Source organism: Spirosoma gilvum (genome assembly GCF_054776815.1).
Map to the genome: position 1 here is coordinate 357,583 of NZ_BAAHBH010000008.1, position 17,612 is coordinate 375,194.

Sequence of the window (17,612 nt, forward strand, 5' to 3'; positions counted from 1 at the left end):
AAAACTAAAAGCTGAGATTAAGGCCGAACGAATACGATTTCAGCAGTGGGAACGGGTCGTCGTTGTTGTCGGCATCGGTCACACTGGTGCTTTTCTCAGGATCGACACCCCGATACCGGGTGAAGGTGAGCAGGTTCTCAGCCGTGACGTACACACGTATCCGGCTCATACCGATGCGACTTGCGTATTTGCTGGGGACATTGTAACCCGCCTGAATATTCTTGAGCCGCAGGTAGCTGAAGTCATCCAGCCAGAACGTCGACTCCGCCTGGTTGTTACCACCTGATCCGCTGTTCAGACGAGGTAGTGAAGCACCCCGATTGTCCAGGTTCCAGGTGTTGTACCAGTGATAATCCTGAAAGGCGTTCCGGGCCGAGGGAACGTTGACCTGATTGAAGGGCTCCAGCCAGAAGTCTTTCCGGCCCGTAGCCGCCTGCCACAGAATGCTGACATCGAAGCCGCGCCAGTTGCCGAACAGGTTCAGGCCATAGGTCGATACGGGTTGGTCGCGGTTAAATTTCGGTTGCGCTTGCCGGTCTTCGTCGGTAATTTGCCCATCGCCGTTCAGGTCTTTGTAGAGAATGTCGCCGGGCGAGAAATACTGCCCCTGGTAGGGCGCATTGGCGATGTCTTCCCAACTTTGGGCAATGCCGGTCGATACGCGGCTGTAGGCGAAGTGATAGGGTAGGTTCAGGTAGGTGTAGCCCTTACTCAGAAACTCGTTCCACTCCAGCAGTCGGTTCCGGTTGTAGGCAAAGTTCAGGGTAGCACCGACGTTGGCATCCCGGATTTTGGCGCGATACGTCACGTTCAGTTCGACCCCACGGTTCTGGAGCTTGCCGATATTTACCCGTGGTGCATTATACCCCGACAGGAAGGTCGACAAGGACGAAGGCCGGATCATGCCCGTGGTCAACTTCTGGTACAGGTCGAGTTCGCTGGTTAATCGACCGCCGAAAAAGCCCAAGTCCAGACCGACGTTGGTCACGTTGGTTTCTTCCCAGGAGAAATCTTCGTTGATGATCTTCGCCGAACTGAAGCCTTTGACAATCTTGCCGTTGAAGATATAGTTAGTCAGGTTGAAAATATCCCGTTGCTCGTAACGCCCTACGCCCGAGTTATTCCCCAGCTTACCGATCGACGCCCGCAGTTTACCCGACGACACCGCCGACGAGAACCGTTTGAAGAACGACTCGTCGGAGAAACGCCAGCCTGCCGACGCCGACGGGAAAAAGCCGTACTGGAAGCCGGGCAGAAACTTACTGGACCCATCATACCGGGCGTTAACTTCGAACAGGTACTTGTCGTTGATGACGTAGTTGATCCGGCCAATACCCGACCGAAGCCCTTCGGCATCGGAATTGCCCCCCGCCGATTGAGTGGTGGTCAGAGCCGCATCGATTTCGCTCAGCAGTGGGTTAATCCTGTCCTGGCGGCTGGCCGATAAGTTTCGGTTGAACCAGTATTCTTCCGTATACGCGCCCAGAAGGCTCAGTTGATGGTTGCCAAACAGGGTTTTGTTGTAGGTAATCCGGCCCTGAAGCAGCGTTTTATAGCCCGAGTTAACAGCATTGGTAATACCGGCGCTGGCGGCTACAAGGGTTCGTGCCAACTGGCCTGTCTGGAAATTCCACTCATCGGTAGGATCGGAATAGCTTTTGGTAAACTGGTTGTAGTAGCGAAGGCCATAATCTCCCCGGATAGTTAGGCCGGAGATTGGCGTCCATTCGCCATAGAGGTTTCCGTTGAACTCCTGCCGATCACGTAAGTTGTGGTTTACTTCGAACTGGGAAAGCATGTTGCGGGCGAACGCATCTTCGCCATACGCCATAATGCCGCCGTACTGGCCAGTTGCCGAGTTGTAGGGCAGAATGCCCGCAACGGCGTAGCGAATGTCGTAACCTGCCGTGCCTGTGTAGGTAATGAACCCCTCCGAGTTGGCATATTTCTGATTCGACCACTGGCCATCGGTACGGATGCCCACCTTGACGTTATCGCGGATTTTATAGTCCAGGTTGAAGCGGGTATTGAACCGTTTGTAGTCGTGGTTGATCAGGACGCCCAGTTCGTCGTAGAGCCCGGCCGACAGGTAAAAGTTCATCTTATCGGTCCCGCCCGACGCCGATATGTTGTGCGTCTGAATCCGGCCGTGGTCGCGCAGAATCGTTTTCCACCAGTCGGTATTGGGGTATTTGATGGGGTCGACCAGCCCTTTCGAGAGCCATTCTTCGACGGTTCCGTAGCGATAGGTGGTCGAGGATGCCCCAGCTCCCGATGCCCGCAGGTGCATGGTTAGCGAGCGTGGGTAGTCGGCAAAGTAATTGTAGAAATTAGTTGGCTGAGACAGGCCGTAGGTACCTGTATAGTTGATCTGAGCTTTCTTGTTCTGCGAGCCGTTTTTGGTCGTAATCAGCACAACCCCGTTCGAGGCCCTTGATCCATAGACCGATGCTGAAGCGGCATCTTTTAGGACCGAAATGCTGGCCACGTCGTTCATGTCGATCCGGTTGATGTCCACATCGGGCATTCCATCGACCACGATCAGCGGACCGGCATTGTTCACCGTACCCAGGCCCCGAATGATCAGCGCGGCCCCACTTCGACCCGCCTGCCCGGTCGATTGCTGAACCGATAGACCAGGCACTAAACCCGAAAGCCCCGACGATACGTTGGCAACGGCCCGGCTCGAAATTTTGTCGTCGATGGTAATGGCCGCTACAGCACCCGTCAGGTTCTCTTTTTTCTGCGTACCATACCCAACGACCACCACTTCGTTCAGGGTTTTGATGTCGGGAGCCATCGTAATATCGAGCGTCGTTTGGCTGGTGACGGCGACTTCCTGCCCCAGGTAACCGATTGCCGATACCACCAGTGTTCCTCCGCCGGTGGGTAGATTGATCGTGAATTTGCCGTCGGCATCGGAGGTGGTTCCCGACTTAGCATCGCCTTTCAGCACGACGGTGGCACCGGGTAATCCGGTTCCTTTTTCATCGAGAACGCGGCCGTTGAATCGGTAGCTCTGGGTTGCCTGCCCCCAAACGTCTCCGTAAAGCAGCAGGAGCGGTAGCCACCCATACATTACCAAATGCAGAAATTTGGAAGATAAAGGTTTACGCATAGCAATAAAGGGTTCTTAAAAATTGCTTGATGGGGCAATATTAGACGGCATGTGAATAAAAAATATGGGAATAATCTAAATCGAACGGTCTGTCCACCTCTTTGAACGCTCTTTTACCCTGCCGAACGATTTGTCCTCTTTTTTGAACAGTTGGCGTAATGGGCAAACCCGTGGGTGATGCTAAACTTGCAGCAGTAAAATGATGAGCGATAAAGGCGGGTGAAAAAAGATAAGTTTACAGTAACGATAGCCGAGGCTGGGTCGCTGATGCTGCTCATCTTCCTCCTTATTTATGTGCTTTCCCTGATGCTGTAGTCGTATCTACAATCCGACTAATAGTTGGTGCGGTCAGGTTCTTCAATCCGACACCACAGAACGATCGTTTATGAAGCTATGTGTAATTTGATCCGGTTTCCTGCCTTTGTTATTTGGTCGTGCCTGCTAACGACGGTTTACGCTCAGTCATCTGAACGAGCGCTGGTACTGGCTACCCTGAAACCGGTTGTATTGGCAGAAGCTCGCTGGGCTATGCAGCAGCAACCGATCACCGTAACCGCGCAAACGTCGGCCCGAAGTGCGGGAGGGAAGCATGATTTCTTTTCCGAAGGGGACTATTGGTGGCCCGATACAGCTAATCCACAAGGCCCCTACATTCAGCGCGACGGCATGACCAACCCCGATAATTTTGTGGCCCATCGGCAGGCGATGATTCGGTTCAGCCGGATTGTTGGGGCGTTGGCATCGGCTTACGTGATTACAAAAGATGAAACCTATGTTCGGCAGGCATTCCGGCATTTGACGGCCTGGTTTGTTGATCCGGCTACGCGCATGAATCCATCCTTATTGTACGCGCAGGCGATCAAAGGACGCGCTACGGGGCGAGGGATTGGTATCATCGACACTATTCATCTGATGGAAGTGGCACAAGGTGTTCGGGCACTGGAAAAGGCCAAAAATGCGGACAAGTCAACTGTGGCAGCTATCCGACGCTGGTTTGCGGAGTACCTGACCTGGCTGACAACGCATCCGTATGGGAAAGACGAGATGAATGCCAAAAACAATCACGGCACCTGCTGGGTGATGCAGGTAGCGGCTTTCGCCCGGTTGACCCGGAATGATTCGCTGATGAACGTCTGCCGAAATCGCTACAAAACCGTATTGCTCCCCGATCAAATGGCGGCCGATGGTAGTTTTCCGCTGGAACTTCGCCGGACCAAACCGTATGGCTATTCGATTTTTAATCTGGATGCCATGGCCACTATCTGCCAGATCTTATCCATGCCATCCGACAATCTCTGGACGTACCAAACGCCCGATGGACGGAGTATTCGGAAAGGCATTGCGTACCTGCATCCGTTTGTTCAGGATAAGTCGAGCTGGCCGCTGAAGCCCGATGTGATGTACTGGAACGACTGGCCGGTAGCACAGCCGTTTCTGGTATTTGGCGCGGTTGCATTCGGTCAAAAAACCTGGCTCGATACCTGGGAAAAATTGGACCATAACCCACAGGTGGAAGAAGTGATTCGTAACCTGCCTATTCGTAATCCGATTATCTGGTTAACTGAACCCTAATGAAAACAAATAGACTATTCCTCCCTCTGCTCTTCGCCCCACTTTTGCTATTGGGCTTTGTACCCAATTCACTCATCAAATCGCTTTTTCGGGATGCCGAGCAACAAACCCGGCTGATGCTGGCGGAGGTTACCAAAACTTCTCAGGAATCAGCGGGTAAGAAACCGGCTTTAGTATCGCCCCGGACGCTGGATAAAGCCGGTGCTCTGCAACTCGTACCCGCCCGCGACTGGACCAGTGGTTTCTTTTCCGGCGAACTCTGGTATCTCTACGAATATACCGGCCAGCGCGAGTGGGCTGACCTGGCCCGGCGCTATACGGCGAATCTGGAAAGTGAAAAAATGAATGCCGGAACGCACGATATGGGCTTTAAGCTCTATTGCAGCTATGGCAACGGCTACCGCCTGACGGGCAATGCGAATGATAAAGCTGTTATCATTCAGGGGGCTCGGACGCTCATAAAACGGTTTAAGCCAACGGCCGGAATCATCCGCTCCTGGGATCATCATAAGGAAGTCTGGCAATGTCCGGTCATTATCGACAACCTAATGAATCTGGAACTGCTGTTTGCGGCTACACGCCTGACGGGCGATTCTACCTTTTACAAAATCGCCGTAATCCATGCCAAAACGACGATGAAAAACCATTACCGCCCTGATAACAGTTCGTATCATGTGGTCGATTATGATACGCTGACGGGTAAGGTGATCAAGAAAAATACGCATCAGGGCTACAGCGACGAATCGGCTTGGGCGAGAGGGCAAGCCTGGGGATTGTATGGCTACACGATGTGCTATCGCGAAACAAAAGATCCGCAATTTCTGAAACAGGCTGAAGCCATTGCCCGCTACCTGCTGAACCACCCGCATATGCCCGCCGACTTGGTACCTTATTACGACTTCGATGCGCCGGGTATTCCGTCCGAACCCCGCGATGTGTCGGCGGCTGCCATTATGGCTTCGGCCTTGTATGAACTCAGTACATATGTGCCGAAGGCTTCGTATCGCGCCAAAGCAGATCAGGTCATCACCAGTCTGGCAACGAGTTATCGATCGCCAATGGGGCAGAATCACGGTTTTTTGCTGGCGCATAGCACCGGCTCAAAAATCAGCGAAATCGATGTGCCGCTGGTGTATGCCGACTATTATTTTCTGGAAGCGTTGCTCCGCTCCCAAAAGCTGAATGCAAAGAAGCCGCTGTTTTGAACGAGTAACGCGGGTGGAAACCCGCGCTATGTAGCTAAAAAATCGCGGGTTTCCACCCGCGTTACTCGTTCAAACAATAGTTTCTTCCACTTCTTCGATGGCCTGATGGCTGTATTCGGTGGGAGTTACGCCAAACTGCGCTCGAAATGCACGACTGAAATATTTGGGGTCGCTGAAGCCAACGGCAAAGGCAATTTCGGAAACGGACGCCTTTCGCTGCTTGAGCAGTAGCTCGGCTTTTTTCAGGCGAGTGGTTCGGATCAGGTCGATAACCGAAAACCCGGTGAGCATCTTTACTTTGCGGAACAGCACCGGCCGACTCATGCCCATTTCGCTCACTAATCGGGTCACGTTAAAATCGGCATCGTTCAGGTGGCTTTCCAGCGTAGTCATCAACTGATTCAGGAATTTTTCATCGGGATGATCCAGTTCCTGAACCTGGGGTTGAAGCGTAACAAGTTGATGGTATTTGGTCCGTAACTGTTCCCGCAGCAGGAGTAAGTTGCGCACACGTGTTTGCAGCAGAATCGGGTGGAAGGGTTTGGTTACGTAATCGTCGGCTCCCGTTTGCAGACCCGTCAGTTGATTGTCGACAGCATTTTTGGCGGTTAACAAAATAACCGGAATATGGCTGGTACGTACATCGCCTTTGATGCGGTGCGTTAGCGAGAACCCATCCATGACCGGCATAGCCACATCGGCGATGATCAGGTCGGGGAGTAGTTGCGTGGCTTTGTCCCAGGCTATGGCTCCATCTTCGGCTTCCACCACCTGGCAGGTCGCTGAAAACAAATCGCGGATGTAGGCCCGAATATCTTCCTGATCGTCTACCACCAGAATCAGCGGCTGACCAGTTTCCGGTATGTCGACCGTATTCATGAGTAGGCTTGTGGATTCGGCTGGCAAGGGCGAAGCGAGTGGGGATAACGCTGACAATAGATTGATGCCTGAATCGCCCGGTGTTTGTATGACTGATTCGCGGGGTGTGAGTGGAAGGCGGATAATGAAACGGGTAAAGCCTGGTTTCCCGGATTCTGCTTCCTGACTCTCAACGGTGATCTGTCCCTTGTGTTGTTCAATGATGTGCTTGCTGAGTGCTAAGCCGAGCCCAAATCCAGAATCGCGGGTAGGGGCGTGGCCGACCTGATAAAACTGATTGAAAATATAATCCAGATTACCCGTTGGTATACCTGCACCTGTATCTTCGATGGTAATGACGGCCTGTTCGTCGGATCGTGAGATCGGGGAATCCTGGCGCAAACGAACCGACACGGTGCCGCCCGCCGGTGTGAATTTAACAGCATTGAACAGGAGATTATACACGACTTTCTCCAACTCTCCGGCATCGAACCAGGCAGGTAGGGTCGAAATTTCTGATTCGTTGGTGAGCGTAAGCTGGTGTGCACGGGCATGTTCGCGGAACGAATCGGTAATGTTACTCAGGAAAGCAACCAGGTCGGTCTGTCGCCATTGGAGTTGGATGTTGCCGGTTTCGTGCTTTCGGAAATCGAGTAACTGATTCAGTAGTCGCAGCAATCGGTCCGTACTGCCTCGCATAATGGAGAGTTGTTTTCGGATAAACGGATCGGCAGAATATCGTTCGTTCAATACCTCAATAGGGGCCATGACCAACGTCAGTGGCGTGCGGATTTCGTGCGCAATCTCGGTAAAGAAATTCAGCTTGATCTGGTGTAATTCCTGCTGCCGGGCTTTCTCCCGGTGTTCTTCTTCCAATTCATGCGCCAGTTGTAGCCGGTTCCGGTTGAACCGTGACCAAAGTTGTAACAGTCCCAGAAAGGTCAGCGCATACAGCGCATAGGCCCAGGGTGTCTTCCAAAGTGGCGGCAAAACCGTAATTTTTAGTTCCAGCGGATTGTCGTTCCAGACGTTGTCGTTGTTGGTGCCTTTGACCTGTAGCTGATACTCTCCCGCAGGCAGGTTCATGTACATAGCCCTCGGTTCACTCACGTAGTTCCATGATTTATCGAATCCAATGAGCTTGTAAGCGTATCGATTTTTAGCTGCGTTGATGTAGTTAAAGCAGGCAAAATCTACGGAAAACACATTCTGCCGATGGGTGAGGGTGATGCCTTGTTGGTAATCGATACCCGATTGGTCGGAAGAAAGACTGGTGACGGGTTCGTTGAACAGGCGCAATCCAGTAAAGGCCAGCGGGTGGACGGTGGTATTCCGGCGGATGCTATCGGGATGAAAATATACGATGCCATTATAGCCGCCAAAATACAGATGACCCGTTGCATCCTGATAGGATGAATTGGATGTAAATTCCCGGCAGACCAGCCCGTCGTGTACGTTATAAGCCGTAAACGTCGACTGCCCCTCCATCAGTTGAGCCAGCCCTTTGTCGGTGCTCACCCACAAACCGCCTTTTTGATCTTCCTGAATGCTGAAAATGGTATTACTGGGTAATCCCTGTGCCGTTGTGAAATGCTGAAACGTGGGTCTGTTGGGTAAAAGCAGGTTCAATCCGCCATCGCGGGTGCCGATCCAGAGTCGGTGTTTACGGTCTTCGAGCAGGCACATAACGTGGTTGTTACTGAGGGAACCCGCATCGGTGTCGTTATGAAAAAAACGAACCGCCGTGTTCTCTCCCGGCCGCTTTCGCAGTAGCCCTCCCGCGTTACCGAACCATAGTTGCCCCTGGCTGTCGAACAGTAAGGTTGTTACATTATTCGACATATTTGGCAGGTTATGGCCTACTCGCTCGAACGACTGCGTTTTGGGGAGAAATCGGCAAATACCGCCCAGATTGGTAACGACCCATACATTGCCCTGAGCATCGCGTTTGAGATCGTAGATCCGGTCGTTGGGTAACGAGTGAGGGTTATGCGGGTCGTGCAGGTACCGGGCAATGGTTTGCGTTCGAAAATCAAGGTAATTCAGGCCTTTAATCGTACCAATCCAAAGCCCATTCGGACCATCGGGTAGCAGGCATTTGATTTTATCGTTCGACAGAGAGTGAGAATTTCTCGCGTCGTGGGTGTAATGCCGAACGATGGTTTTGTCGGCGTTGATCAATAAAAGCCCCCGATCTTCGGTGCCGATCCAGAGCTGGTTTGGGGTATAGGCTCGCAGGATTGGCCCGGCAATTTTGAAGGGCGTCCGGCCATGCGTATCGACAGGATGATAGGAGCCAAACTGACGCGCCAAGGGGCTATACATGTCGACCCCGCCATAGTAGGTGCCAACCCAGAATGAGCCGTCGCGGTCCCGGAAGATGGAGCGGATGGAATTGTCGCCTAGTGAGTTAGGGTCTACTGGTTGATTCGTCAGCGTTTGGAAATGACTGCCATCCTGCGCAACAATGTACATTCCCGACATGGTACCAATCCAGAAATTCGCCCGGCCATCGGGCTGGATGTTTCGGATCGTCAGCGTATTGAGGTCTAATCCGGCCACTGGATTCCAGGAAACCACCCGTCCACGTTCTTTATCGAATAAGGCAATGCCGTTCCCTTCTGTGCCAATCCACAGGCGCCCGGCCCCATCTTCGGCAATGGTATTGATATTGTTGAGTGCATTCGTATACACTGAATCGGTCGGTTCCAGAAAATAATTGGTAAGCTGAAACTTCCCCGAAGCCGTTGGCCGAAGTTTCAGTAATCCACTTGTCGTTCCCACCCATAGCGTCCGTTCCGAATCTTCATACAGCGTACGAACTGACCGATTGCGCAACTTTTTGGGCTGTTGAAGGAGTTCGGCCAACGACTCAAATTGCTGTTGACGATTGAGTCGGTATAATCCGCCCTGTGTACCGATCCAGAGCGATTGCTGATGATCTTCCAGCAACCAGTTAATGGTCGAATCCGGGAGTCCGTGGTTGGCCGAGCCGCCCGTCAGCATGCGTTGAAAATCATCCTGTTCGGGTCGATAAAGCGCCAGTCCTTTCGCCGTACCAACCCATAAACGCCCTTGTTTGTCGACCAGTAGACTGTTGATGGTATTGGACGCCAGACTATTTTTGCGGGCAGCCTGATTCTGATACACCACTACATTGCGGGAGTCGTAGCGGTTCAGGCCATCGCGGGTACCAAACCACATAAAGCCCCGGTTGTCCTGCGTAATAGCGTAAACGCTGCTGTGCGACAGGCCTTCATCGACCGTAAGATGGCTAAATGTTTTCTGGGCAGATTGACAAAAGGCAGATGATGTCAGCAAAAAACAACCAATTGCGCTGAGCCAGTAAGTGAACGTGTACCTGTAAATGTATAGCATAGGACTACCAAAACACTCGTTAAAAAGACTGTCTGTGTAGTGAGGGTTAAAACACGATTAAAACGCTGGGAATTCTGTATTATACTCCAAAAAAACAGATTATGTCGGTATAGACTTTAGCAATAACCAAACAGACAGACCGCGCCGACGCTATGGCAGGAGATTCGAACTGTATATCCGGTTAAACGTCTAACGGCTCCGGCCACTCCATTCTAAGGACTTTCTAAGATTTGATTAAGACCATTTTAAGCAAGACAGGTGTTATTTGATCGAGTTCGTAACATCTTTTCTTATGGTTAACACGATAGATTGTCATCAACGATCACTTGGCCTCACCTTTACTCCAGATCATACCGCCCGGATTAGCGTATGGGCGCCTTTCGCCCAAAAAGTAGGTGTTTCCAATCAGAACAACTCCGTCGAAATTCCTTTACAGAGGGATGCTTATGGCTACTGGCAGGCCGAAACGGATCAGATCAGGCCCGGCGATTTATATACATTTATCCTCAATGATGAACAGGAGTGTGCCGATCCGGCATCGCTCATTCAACCCCAGGGATTCTTTGGCCCATCCCAGGCATTTGACACATCAGCTTTTTACTGGGAAGATGCACACTGGATAAACCCACCCATTGATGAATACATTATTTATGAACTTGATATATGCACTTTCACGCCAGAAGGTATCCTTAAAGCCCTGATCCATAAGCTGAATTACCTGAAAAAACTGGGCGTCACGGCTATTCTTCTCCGACCGGTTACCCCTTTTCTGAACACTGGCAATGCCCAGCAGGTAGCGCCTTTTTTATACGCCGTTCAGGCACCTTGTGGTGGCCCTGCCCACTTGCAACAATTGGTGAATGCCTGCCATTTTGAAGGAATTGCCGTTATTCTTGATCTGGTATATCACCGGTCGGAACAACCGACGAAGGGTTTCGAAAATTTTGGGTTACTGGCTCGTTCGCAAAACCGTGTGCAGGATACGGCTAAACCGATGTTAACCCGTGACGTTCAAGAGCGCTATCTGATCGAGAATGTACTCATGTGGTTTCGTGATTTCCATATCGATGCAGTTCAATTGACGGATAGCCAGACCCTGCCGAATGCCGACCAACTGCTCCATCAAATGCGGGACTATACAAGTACGTTGACCCGTATCACCGGACGGCAATATTACCTGCTGGCAGAACACGACCTGGCGGCACCGCTGGCTAGTCATGAGAAACAGGCTACCGATCCGTTTATGGGGCAAGTATCACCCGAAGAAGTGGCTGATACCACGAGTATAGCCATTGACCAGGCTATTCTTACCCGTCGGTGCCACACCCGACACTATCAGGAATCGTACCTATACGATTCTCATTTTTCGGATGTACTCCACGATTTGTTTGATCGGGAGGGGGCCAATGGACCTGGCGAAGCCGTACTTTCTATTTCACAGAACTGCTATAAATCCCAAAGCAACCTGATGGAGGCCTATCCCAGCCAGTCTCTCAATACAGAATTCATTAAACTCATGGCGGGCTATATTATGGTAAGCCCCTGCGTACCTACTTTATTTATGGGCGAAGAATGGGGGAGGATGAATCCGTTTCATGCGCTGGCTCATCGTGAATCGGTTCCGGCTGGTTCTGCACCTGAATCGCTGCTGGCAGACACTGGAAACTCGTCCGCTTCTGCTTTGACGCTGGATATGCTGGACGACCAGCCGAACCCAATCTTGTATCAGTATTATCAGTCGCTTACAGCGCTTCGTCGGCAACAACCGGCGCTTTATCACCTGAATCCCAAACAGACCCGGACCATTTATCAGGGCGACAGGCCAACGCTCCTTCTGCATCGGTCGTACAAAACCAATGAGGTGTTGTGCCTGATCAATTTCTCTTCCGAAAAGCAGTCTGTTACGTTACCATCTCTGGATAAAAACTGGAAAAAATTACTCGACTCATCCGATCCCGTCTGGGATGGACCGGGAGCATCGCCGGAGTCGTTAGCGAATGCAGCTACGATAACGCTACAGCCGGAATCAATCGTTGTTTACAAAGCACAATCCTGACTTCGCATTATAAATTCAACCCTTATCCGTTCACCGCTAAAGCAGTGAACGGATAATTTTTATTGGGGCGATTGAATTAGTCAAACTAAGCCGGGGGTCAGCGTACCATCACTTTTCGCTGAGCAGTTTTAGTAATACGCCGTTGGTCCAGCCGAAGCCATCCTGATTAGGGTATTCTCCTCCTTTGGCGGCTGCCGGGCTGATCACGTCGTATTTTTCGACCATCTTGCCCGAGGCTTTGTAAACCCGCAGGTTCTCAGTCACCCAGTTTATCTTGATCTTATTCGCCAGGGGTAGTTGTCCATAATTCCGCAGTCCCTGAATCGTAATCCATTGTAGAGGTGCCCAGCCGTTCGGCGCATCCCATTGCTGCCCCGTACTGGTCAGGGTGGTGGTCAATCCGCCGGGCTTCAGAAACGATTGCTCCAGTTTGCGAGCCAGCGCTACAGCCTGAGCAGAGGTAGCGATTTTTACAAACAGTGGATAAATACCGGCCAGCGAATAGATCGTTGAGGGTTTGCGGGCCACAAAGTCATAATCGAAAAAGAAGCTGCTTTTCGGATTCCAGCAGTACCGTTGTAGGGCATTGCGTCGTTGCTGAGCCAGTTGCTCGTAGATCTTCGCTTGGGTTTGGTCACCCTTTAGCCAATACCCATCGGCCAACGTCTGCTCCAGATTGACGAGCAAGGCATTTAAATCGACAGGAATGAAATCGGTGGTGTGAATCGTGCGTAGGTTCTTCCCATCCCGAAACCACCGGCTGCTGAAATCCCATCCCGACTCGGCCGCAGCCCGCAGATGCCGATAAAGAATCTGCGGATTTTTGATACGCCGGGCCAGTTGAACATCTTCCCGGTACGATTCCGGCCGTGGGGTTGTTTGATCGTCAAAGTAACGATTCAGATACACGCCTTCTGCTAGTTGCACTACCCGTCGGTAGGCTGGTTGCTGGGCCGTCAACTGATCTTTCCCATCCATCCAGAAATCATACTCCTGCTGTAGTTCCGGCAGATACGTCAACAAGACCCGACGGCCCTGAACTTCCGTGAGCAGATTGACCATAAACGAGAAAAATGGCGGCTGTGACCGACCCAGAAAATACGTTCGATTGCCATTCGGAATAAAGCCAAACGTACGGATCAGATACGCGAAGTTGTCGACCATATTCCTGATGAGGGCCGTTTTGCCCGATGCCCGCAGGCCCAGCATCGTAAAATAGCTGTCCCAGTAATAAATCTCGCCAAAGCGCCCGCCGGGTACGACGTAAGCATTCGGCAAGGGAATCAATGACCCTGACTGTTCGCCCGCTTTTGCATGGGGTATTGCCGACCGAGTCAGCACTGGCCACAAATCGGCCATATGCTGACTCGCCGACTGACCAGCAAGGCTCGTGTAGCCCGAAGCGGGTTTTGCCGGTAGCGAGAACTGCTGTAAAACGAACGCTTTCAAATTAAAGTCGCTCCGTTGACGGGCTTTCTCGTAGTTGGCCAGAATGACTTCGGGCGGGTAGTTGGGAATACAGTCGGCAAATGTTTTAGAGTCGGGAAAAACAGCTTTCAGTTGAACGGTTTCAAACAAATCTCCAAATTGTTCGTCAGGACCTGGCAGTGATTGCCGTTCGGTACTGGAAGTTTTGAGTACCTGCTGCCCAGGGCTGACGGTTACACGACTAAGAAAGCAAACAAGAAATACGATGTATTGAACACGATTGGATCGTTTCATGAAATTCCGTTTATGGATAGGGCGCTACATTAGAACGACCCTATCCCAGCAACTTTTTCCAGCAAAGGTTCTTTTTCCCGAAAGCCGGACTTTTCGATAATCGATTGAATAATCTGCAAGGGCACCCGTACCCAATCGGGACGATGACTTAGCTCGGCGTTCAAATCCGATATAGCTTTTTCGAGCAGATACGTCTCCAGCATCATTTGCAGGTCGTTGGGGTCTTCAGGAATGAACGAACTGCCCTGAACTGCTTCCAGATAAGCCTCCATAAAAAAGTTACTCATGCACCTCGCCCAGAACTCGGCATAGGGAAGCAGCGCAACTGTATCCTCGGCAGGCACCTGATTGTTCTGCAAAAAGCCTTCATAGCAAACGTAATAGAACGAGCGGATCATCGACGCTACATCGCGCAGGGGCGACCGCTTCAGCCGACGCTCGCTGTAACTCCGACCCGGATCGCTTCCAAAATCCTGAATAGCGATGTCTTTACCGGTCAGCAGAATCTTTTCCAGTTGCAGGTCGCCGTGAATTCGGATTTTTGTACTGGCCAGTTTCTTGCTGTAAATCCGTTTGAACAACGTCAGTACGTCTTCTTTGCGACCCAGTATCTGTTCGACATCCTGCCGTACCCCCTCGGGAAGGCGCTGTAGATTCCGTTTCTGCGTCTGGTAACTTTCGCGAACCAGCGATTGAAAGCCCGCAAACAGGGAGCGCTGATAGTGTAGCGAGAACTCTTCCGGGGCAAACTCGCTGAGCGTAGCATTGGAAGCCAGCGCCTTATGCATCTGACCGATTCGTTCGCCCAATAGCCGGACCTGCTGGGCAGCCCGATGCCCGACCAGTTCCTGTGTTTCGTAAGGTAATGCGGCAAACGGAACCGGCTGGCTCAACGTGCCTAAGGAAGCCTTCAACGCATCGGCCAGTTGCCACGAATCGCGGGCCTGTATCCGTTCAATGAAGTTATGGATGCGTTCCAGCACATACTGTTTTCCGTCGCCATGCCGCGCTACCATTTCCTGCATGACTGCCAGCATGATGGGTTCGCCCGACACAATCATTTCAACCTCTCCGGCATACGGAGGCACACTCGCAAAACCAGCCCGATCGGAAAGGAACCGACTGATTTCGGCGTCTGGATTTATGGCTAGATCAACCTTCCTGTACACCTTCAGCAGATAACAGTGGTCGTAGGAAATGGACGCATAATCCGGCCCGGAAGCGATCAATTTCGATTTCACAGCGTTGCGTTTCTGCACGTAATCTGTCAGGGTCGGCTTCGTCTGGAATACCAGATTGCCTTCGGTATGTCGATTCTCCTGGGCTATTTTCTGAAGCAATGCCTGCTGTACCTCAGGCAGATACAAGCCATCGCAGAGTACGCCGGACTCATGGCCCAGATGCAGATTGGCCAGCACCGCCTGCGGACAACTGTGCGTAAGGAGAGCCGCCTGCAATTCGTCGGCAAAGGCAATCGTCAACTGAAAAATTTCGGACAACCCCCGCTCGTACGACACCTCAAGCAGCAGTATATAAGCCGAGCCAACCGGCAGCATAAGCGGAGCGTGGTTCAGAATCGTAACGCCCCGCATGGTTTCGCTCTTTTCCCGGAACCAATCGGTACGAAGCAGGTAATCGGGTAACACCTTCGTTTCCAGTCGTTCGCGGGTGTTATTGCTTACAATTTGTCCCCAAAGGGCAACAGTCAGCTCCGGCAACTGAAGAGGAGTCGATACAGTCGTAGCCGTTTTTTCCAGCACAAACCACTGGTAATCGTGAGGAGCCAGCGTGAAGAAATAGGTTTCACGCTCGGAAACTGCCGGAAACGAATTGCGACTAAATAACTCGACCGGAACGTATCCGCCAAACCCATCCAGGTCGATCTCGGCAGGCTGGGCATACTTCGACAGGTTGATCACAATGAGCAGGGTCTGCTCTTCGTAGGTACGGGTAAATGCCAGGACTTTCGGATTTTCGACGTTCAGAAATGTCAGATCTCCCCGGCCAAATGCCTTGTATTTCTTCCGTAGGGTCATGATCCGTTTCATGAACCAGAACAGCGACGATGTATTCTGACGCTGGGTTTCAACATTGACGGATTCGTAATGGTACTCCGAATCGAGAATGGTTGGTAGATACAACTTATGCGGATTGGCGGCCGAAAAACCCGCGTTCCGATCCGGCGACCATTGCATGGGTGTACGCACGCCATCGCGATCGCCCAGATACACATTATCGCCCATTCCGATTTCATCACCGTAATACAGAACCGGCGTACCCGGCAGCGAAAACAGCAGCGAGTTCATCAGCTCAATTTTTTTCCGGTTATTGCTCAGGAGAGGAGCCAGACGGTGGCGGATACCCAGGTTGATACGAGCTCGGGGGTCTTTTATGTAGGTCTTGTACATATAGTCCCGCTCTTCGTCGGTGACCATTTCCAGCGTCAATTCATCGTGATTGCGGAGAAATATGGCCCACTGACAGTTTTCGGGGATGGCGGGGGTTTGATCGAAAATATCGGTGATGGGGTATCGATCTTCCATCTGCAACGACATAAACAGACGTGGCATCACCGGAAAATGATAATTCATATGACATTCGTCGCCATTACCGAAATACGACGCGGCCTCTTCGGGCCACATATTGGCTTCGGCCAGAAATACGACCTCCGGAAAATGGTCATCGACGTGCTGACGCAGTTGTTTCAGGAACGCATGCGTTTCGGGTAGGTTTTCGCCATTGGTTCCTTCCCGTTCAAAGAGATAAGGAACAGCATCGAGTCGGAACCCATCGACCCCCATCTCGCACCAGTAATCAATGATTTTGAATATCTCACTTTTTACGAGTGGGTTATCGTAGTTCAGATCAGGCTGGTGGTGAAAAAAGCGGTGCCAGTAATATTGCTGTGCATCGTGATCCCAGGTCCAGTTGGATCGTTCATAGTCCTGGAAAATAATCCGTACGTCTTTGTACTGGTTTGGGTCGTCCGTCCAGACATAGTAGTCGCGTTCGGGCGATCCTTTGGGTGCTTTTCGGGCGCGCTGAAACCAGGGGTGCTGGTCAGACGTATGGTTAATGACCAGCTCGGTAATCACTTTCAGATTTCGCTGATGCGCTTCGCTGAGCAGGGTTTTAAACTGATCGATGGTTCCGTACGACGGATTGATGGCGTAGTAATCGGCAATATCGTAGCCATCATCGCGCAGGGGCGATGGATAGAAAGGCAGTAGCCAGATAGCCGTAACGCCCAGTTCCTGAAGGTAGTCCAGCTTTTCGAGTAAGCCCTGAAAATCGCCGATACCATCGCCATTGCCATCGCAGAAGGCTTTGATATGCAGTTCATAAATGATGGCATCCTTATACCACTGCAGATTACCCTGGAGATTTATATTCGTTTCTGTTGTCATAATTGTCTATGAAGTAAATCGGTTCGGACTGTACGGCTTGACTCACATTACCTGACCCCAGTAGTACTGACTGATGCCATACAGATAAACAGGATTTCGGCAACTTCCCGATCTGAGCTAAGAATCTGCTTATAGCAGGCTTAGAAATTACTTAGAAACCCTTTTCCGGCTTTGTTGTTATCAGAAAATCAAACTTGTGATGGAAGCTTCTAAGAAGTTTCTAAGATTTACTTAAGTCGGTTCTAAGCCTGATTGTCGTCTTTTGATGAATACACTGCGCGTTCAGTAACGCAACA

The 17,612-nt window shown here is 51.4% G+C and carries 7 protein-coding genes; 3 read left to right on the forward strand and 4 right to left on the reverse strand.

Going from position 1 to position 17,612, the window contains the following annotated elements; all coding sequences use genetic code 11:
* Positions 1-4: 4 nt before the first annotated feature.
* Positions 5-3,118, reverse strand: coding sequence for a SusC/RagA family TonB-linked outer membrane protein (locus tag ACYVFD_RS21980; RefSeq protein WP_461092651.1), 3,114 nt, complete (start codon positions 3,116-3,118; stop codon positions 5-7).
* Positions 3,119-3,511: 393 nt separating this feature from the next.
* On the opposite strand from ACYVFD_RS21980, the gene ACYVFD_RS21985 reads away from it, so the two are divergent.
* Entirely contained in the window at positions 3,512-4,690 is a 1,179-nt protein-coding gene (locus tag ACYVFD_RS21985; RefSeq protein WP_461092652.1) for an alginate lyase family protein, read from the forward strand.
* Positions 4,690-5,895 (forward strand): glycoside hydrolase family 88 protein, encoded by a 1,206-nt coding sequence (locus tag ACYVFD_RS21990; protein WP_461092653.1) that lies wholly within the window; start codon positions 4,690-4,692, stop codon positions 5,893-5,895. Before ACYVFD_RS21985 ends, ACYVFD_RS21990 begins: the two co-directional genes overlap by 1 nt.
* Before the next feature lie 69 nt (positions 5,896-5,964).
* On the opposite strand, the gene ACYVFD_RS21995 is transcribed toward ACYVFD_RS21990, so the two are convergent.
* Positions 5,965-10,074: a two-component regulator propeller domain-containing protein gene (locus ACYVFD_RS21995; RefSeq protein WP_461092654.1), complete on the reverse strand. Its 4,110-nt coding sequence runs from the start codon at positions 10,072-10,074 to the stop codon at positions 5,965-5,967.
* 349 nt (positions 10,075-10,423) lie between these two features.
* Here ACYVFD_RS21995 and ACYVFD_RS22000 point away from each other — a divergent pair, with 349 nt between their 5' ends.
* Positions 10,424-12,187 carry an alpha-amylase family glycosyl hydrolase gene (locus tag ACYVFD_RS22000; RefSeq protein ID WP_461092655.1) on the forward strand — a complete coding sequence of 588 codons (1,764 nt, stop codon included), beginning with the start codon at positions 10,424-10,426 and terminating at the stop codon, positions 12,185-12,187.
* Positions 12,188-12,295: 108 nt separating this feature from the next.
* Here ACYVFD_RS22000 and treF read toward each other — a convergent pair whose 3' ends face one another.
* Both treF and treS read right to left on the reverse strand, forming a co-directional pair.
* Positions 12,296-13,909, reverse strand: a complete 1,614-nt coding sequence (treF, locus tag ACYVFD_RS22005) for an alpha,alpha-trehalase TreF (RefSeq protein ID WP_461092656.1) — start codon at positions 13,907-13,909, stop codon at positions 12,296-12,298.
* A gap of 29 nt (positions 13,910-13,938) precedes the next feature.
* A complete protein-coding gene (gene treS / locus ACYVFD_RS22010; RefSeq protein WP_461092657.1) occupies positions 13,939-17,316 on the reverse strand; it encodes a maltose alpha-D-glucosyltransferase in 3,378 nt (1,125 codons plus the stop codon).
* Positions 17,317-17,612: the final 296 nt, after the last annotated feature.

What these genes read in the sequence shown, in the direction of transcription:
- ACYVFD_RS21985 (WP_461092652.1), top strand. Translation starts at nt 3,512, where the DNA reads ATGTGTAATTTGATCCGGTTTCCTGCCTTTGTTATTTGGTCGTGCCTG.
- treS (WP_461092657.1), bottom strand. Translation starts at nt 17,316, where the DNA reads ATGACAACAGAAACGAATATAAATCTCCAGGGTAATCTGCAGTGGTAT.
- ACYVFD_RS22000 (WP_461092655.1), top strand. Translation starts at nt 10,424, where the DNA reads ATGGTTAACACGATAGATTGTCATCAACGATCACTTGGCCTCACCTTT.
- ACYVFD_RS21990 (WP_461092653.1), top strand. Translation starts at nt 4,690, where the DNA reads ATGAAAACAAATAGACTATTCCTCCCTCTGCTCTTCGCCCCACTTTTG.
- treF (WP_461092656.1), bottom strand. Translation starts at nt 13,909, where the DNA reads ATGAAACGATCCAATCGTGTTCAATACATCGTATTTCTTGTTTGCTTT.
- ACYVFD_RS21980 (WP_461092651.1), bottom strand. Translation starts at nt 3,118, where the DNA reads ATGCGTAAACCTTTATCTTCCAAATTTCTGCATTTGGTAATGTATGGG.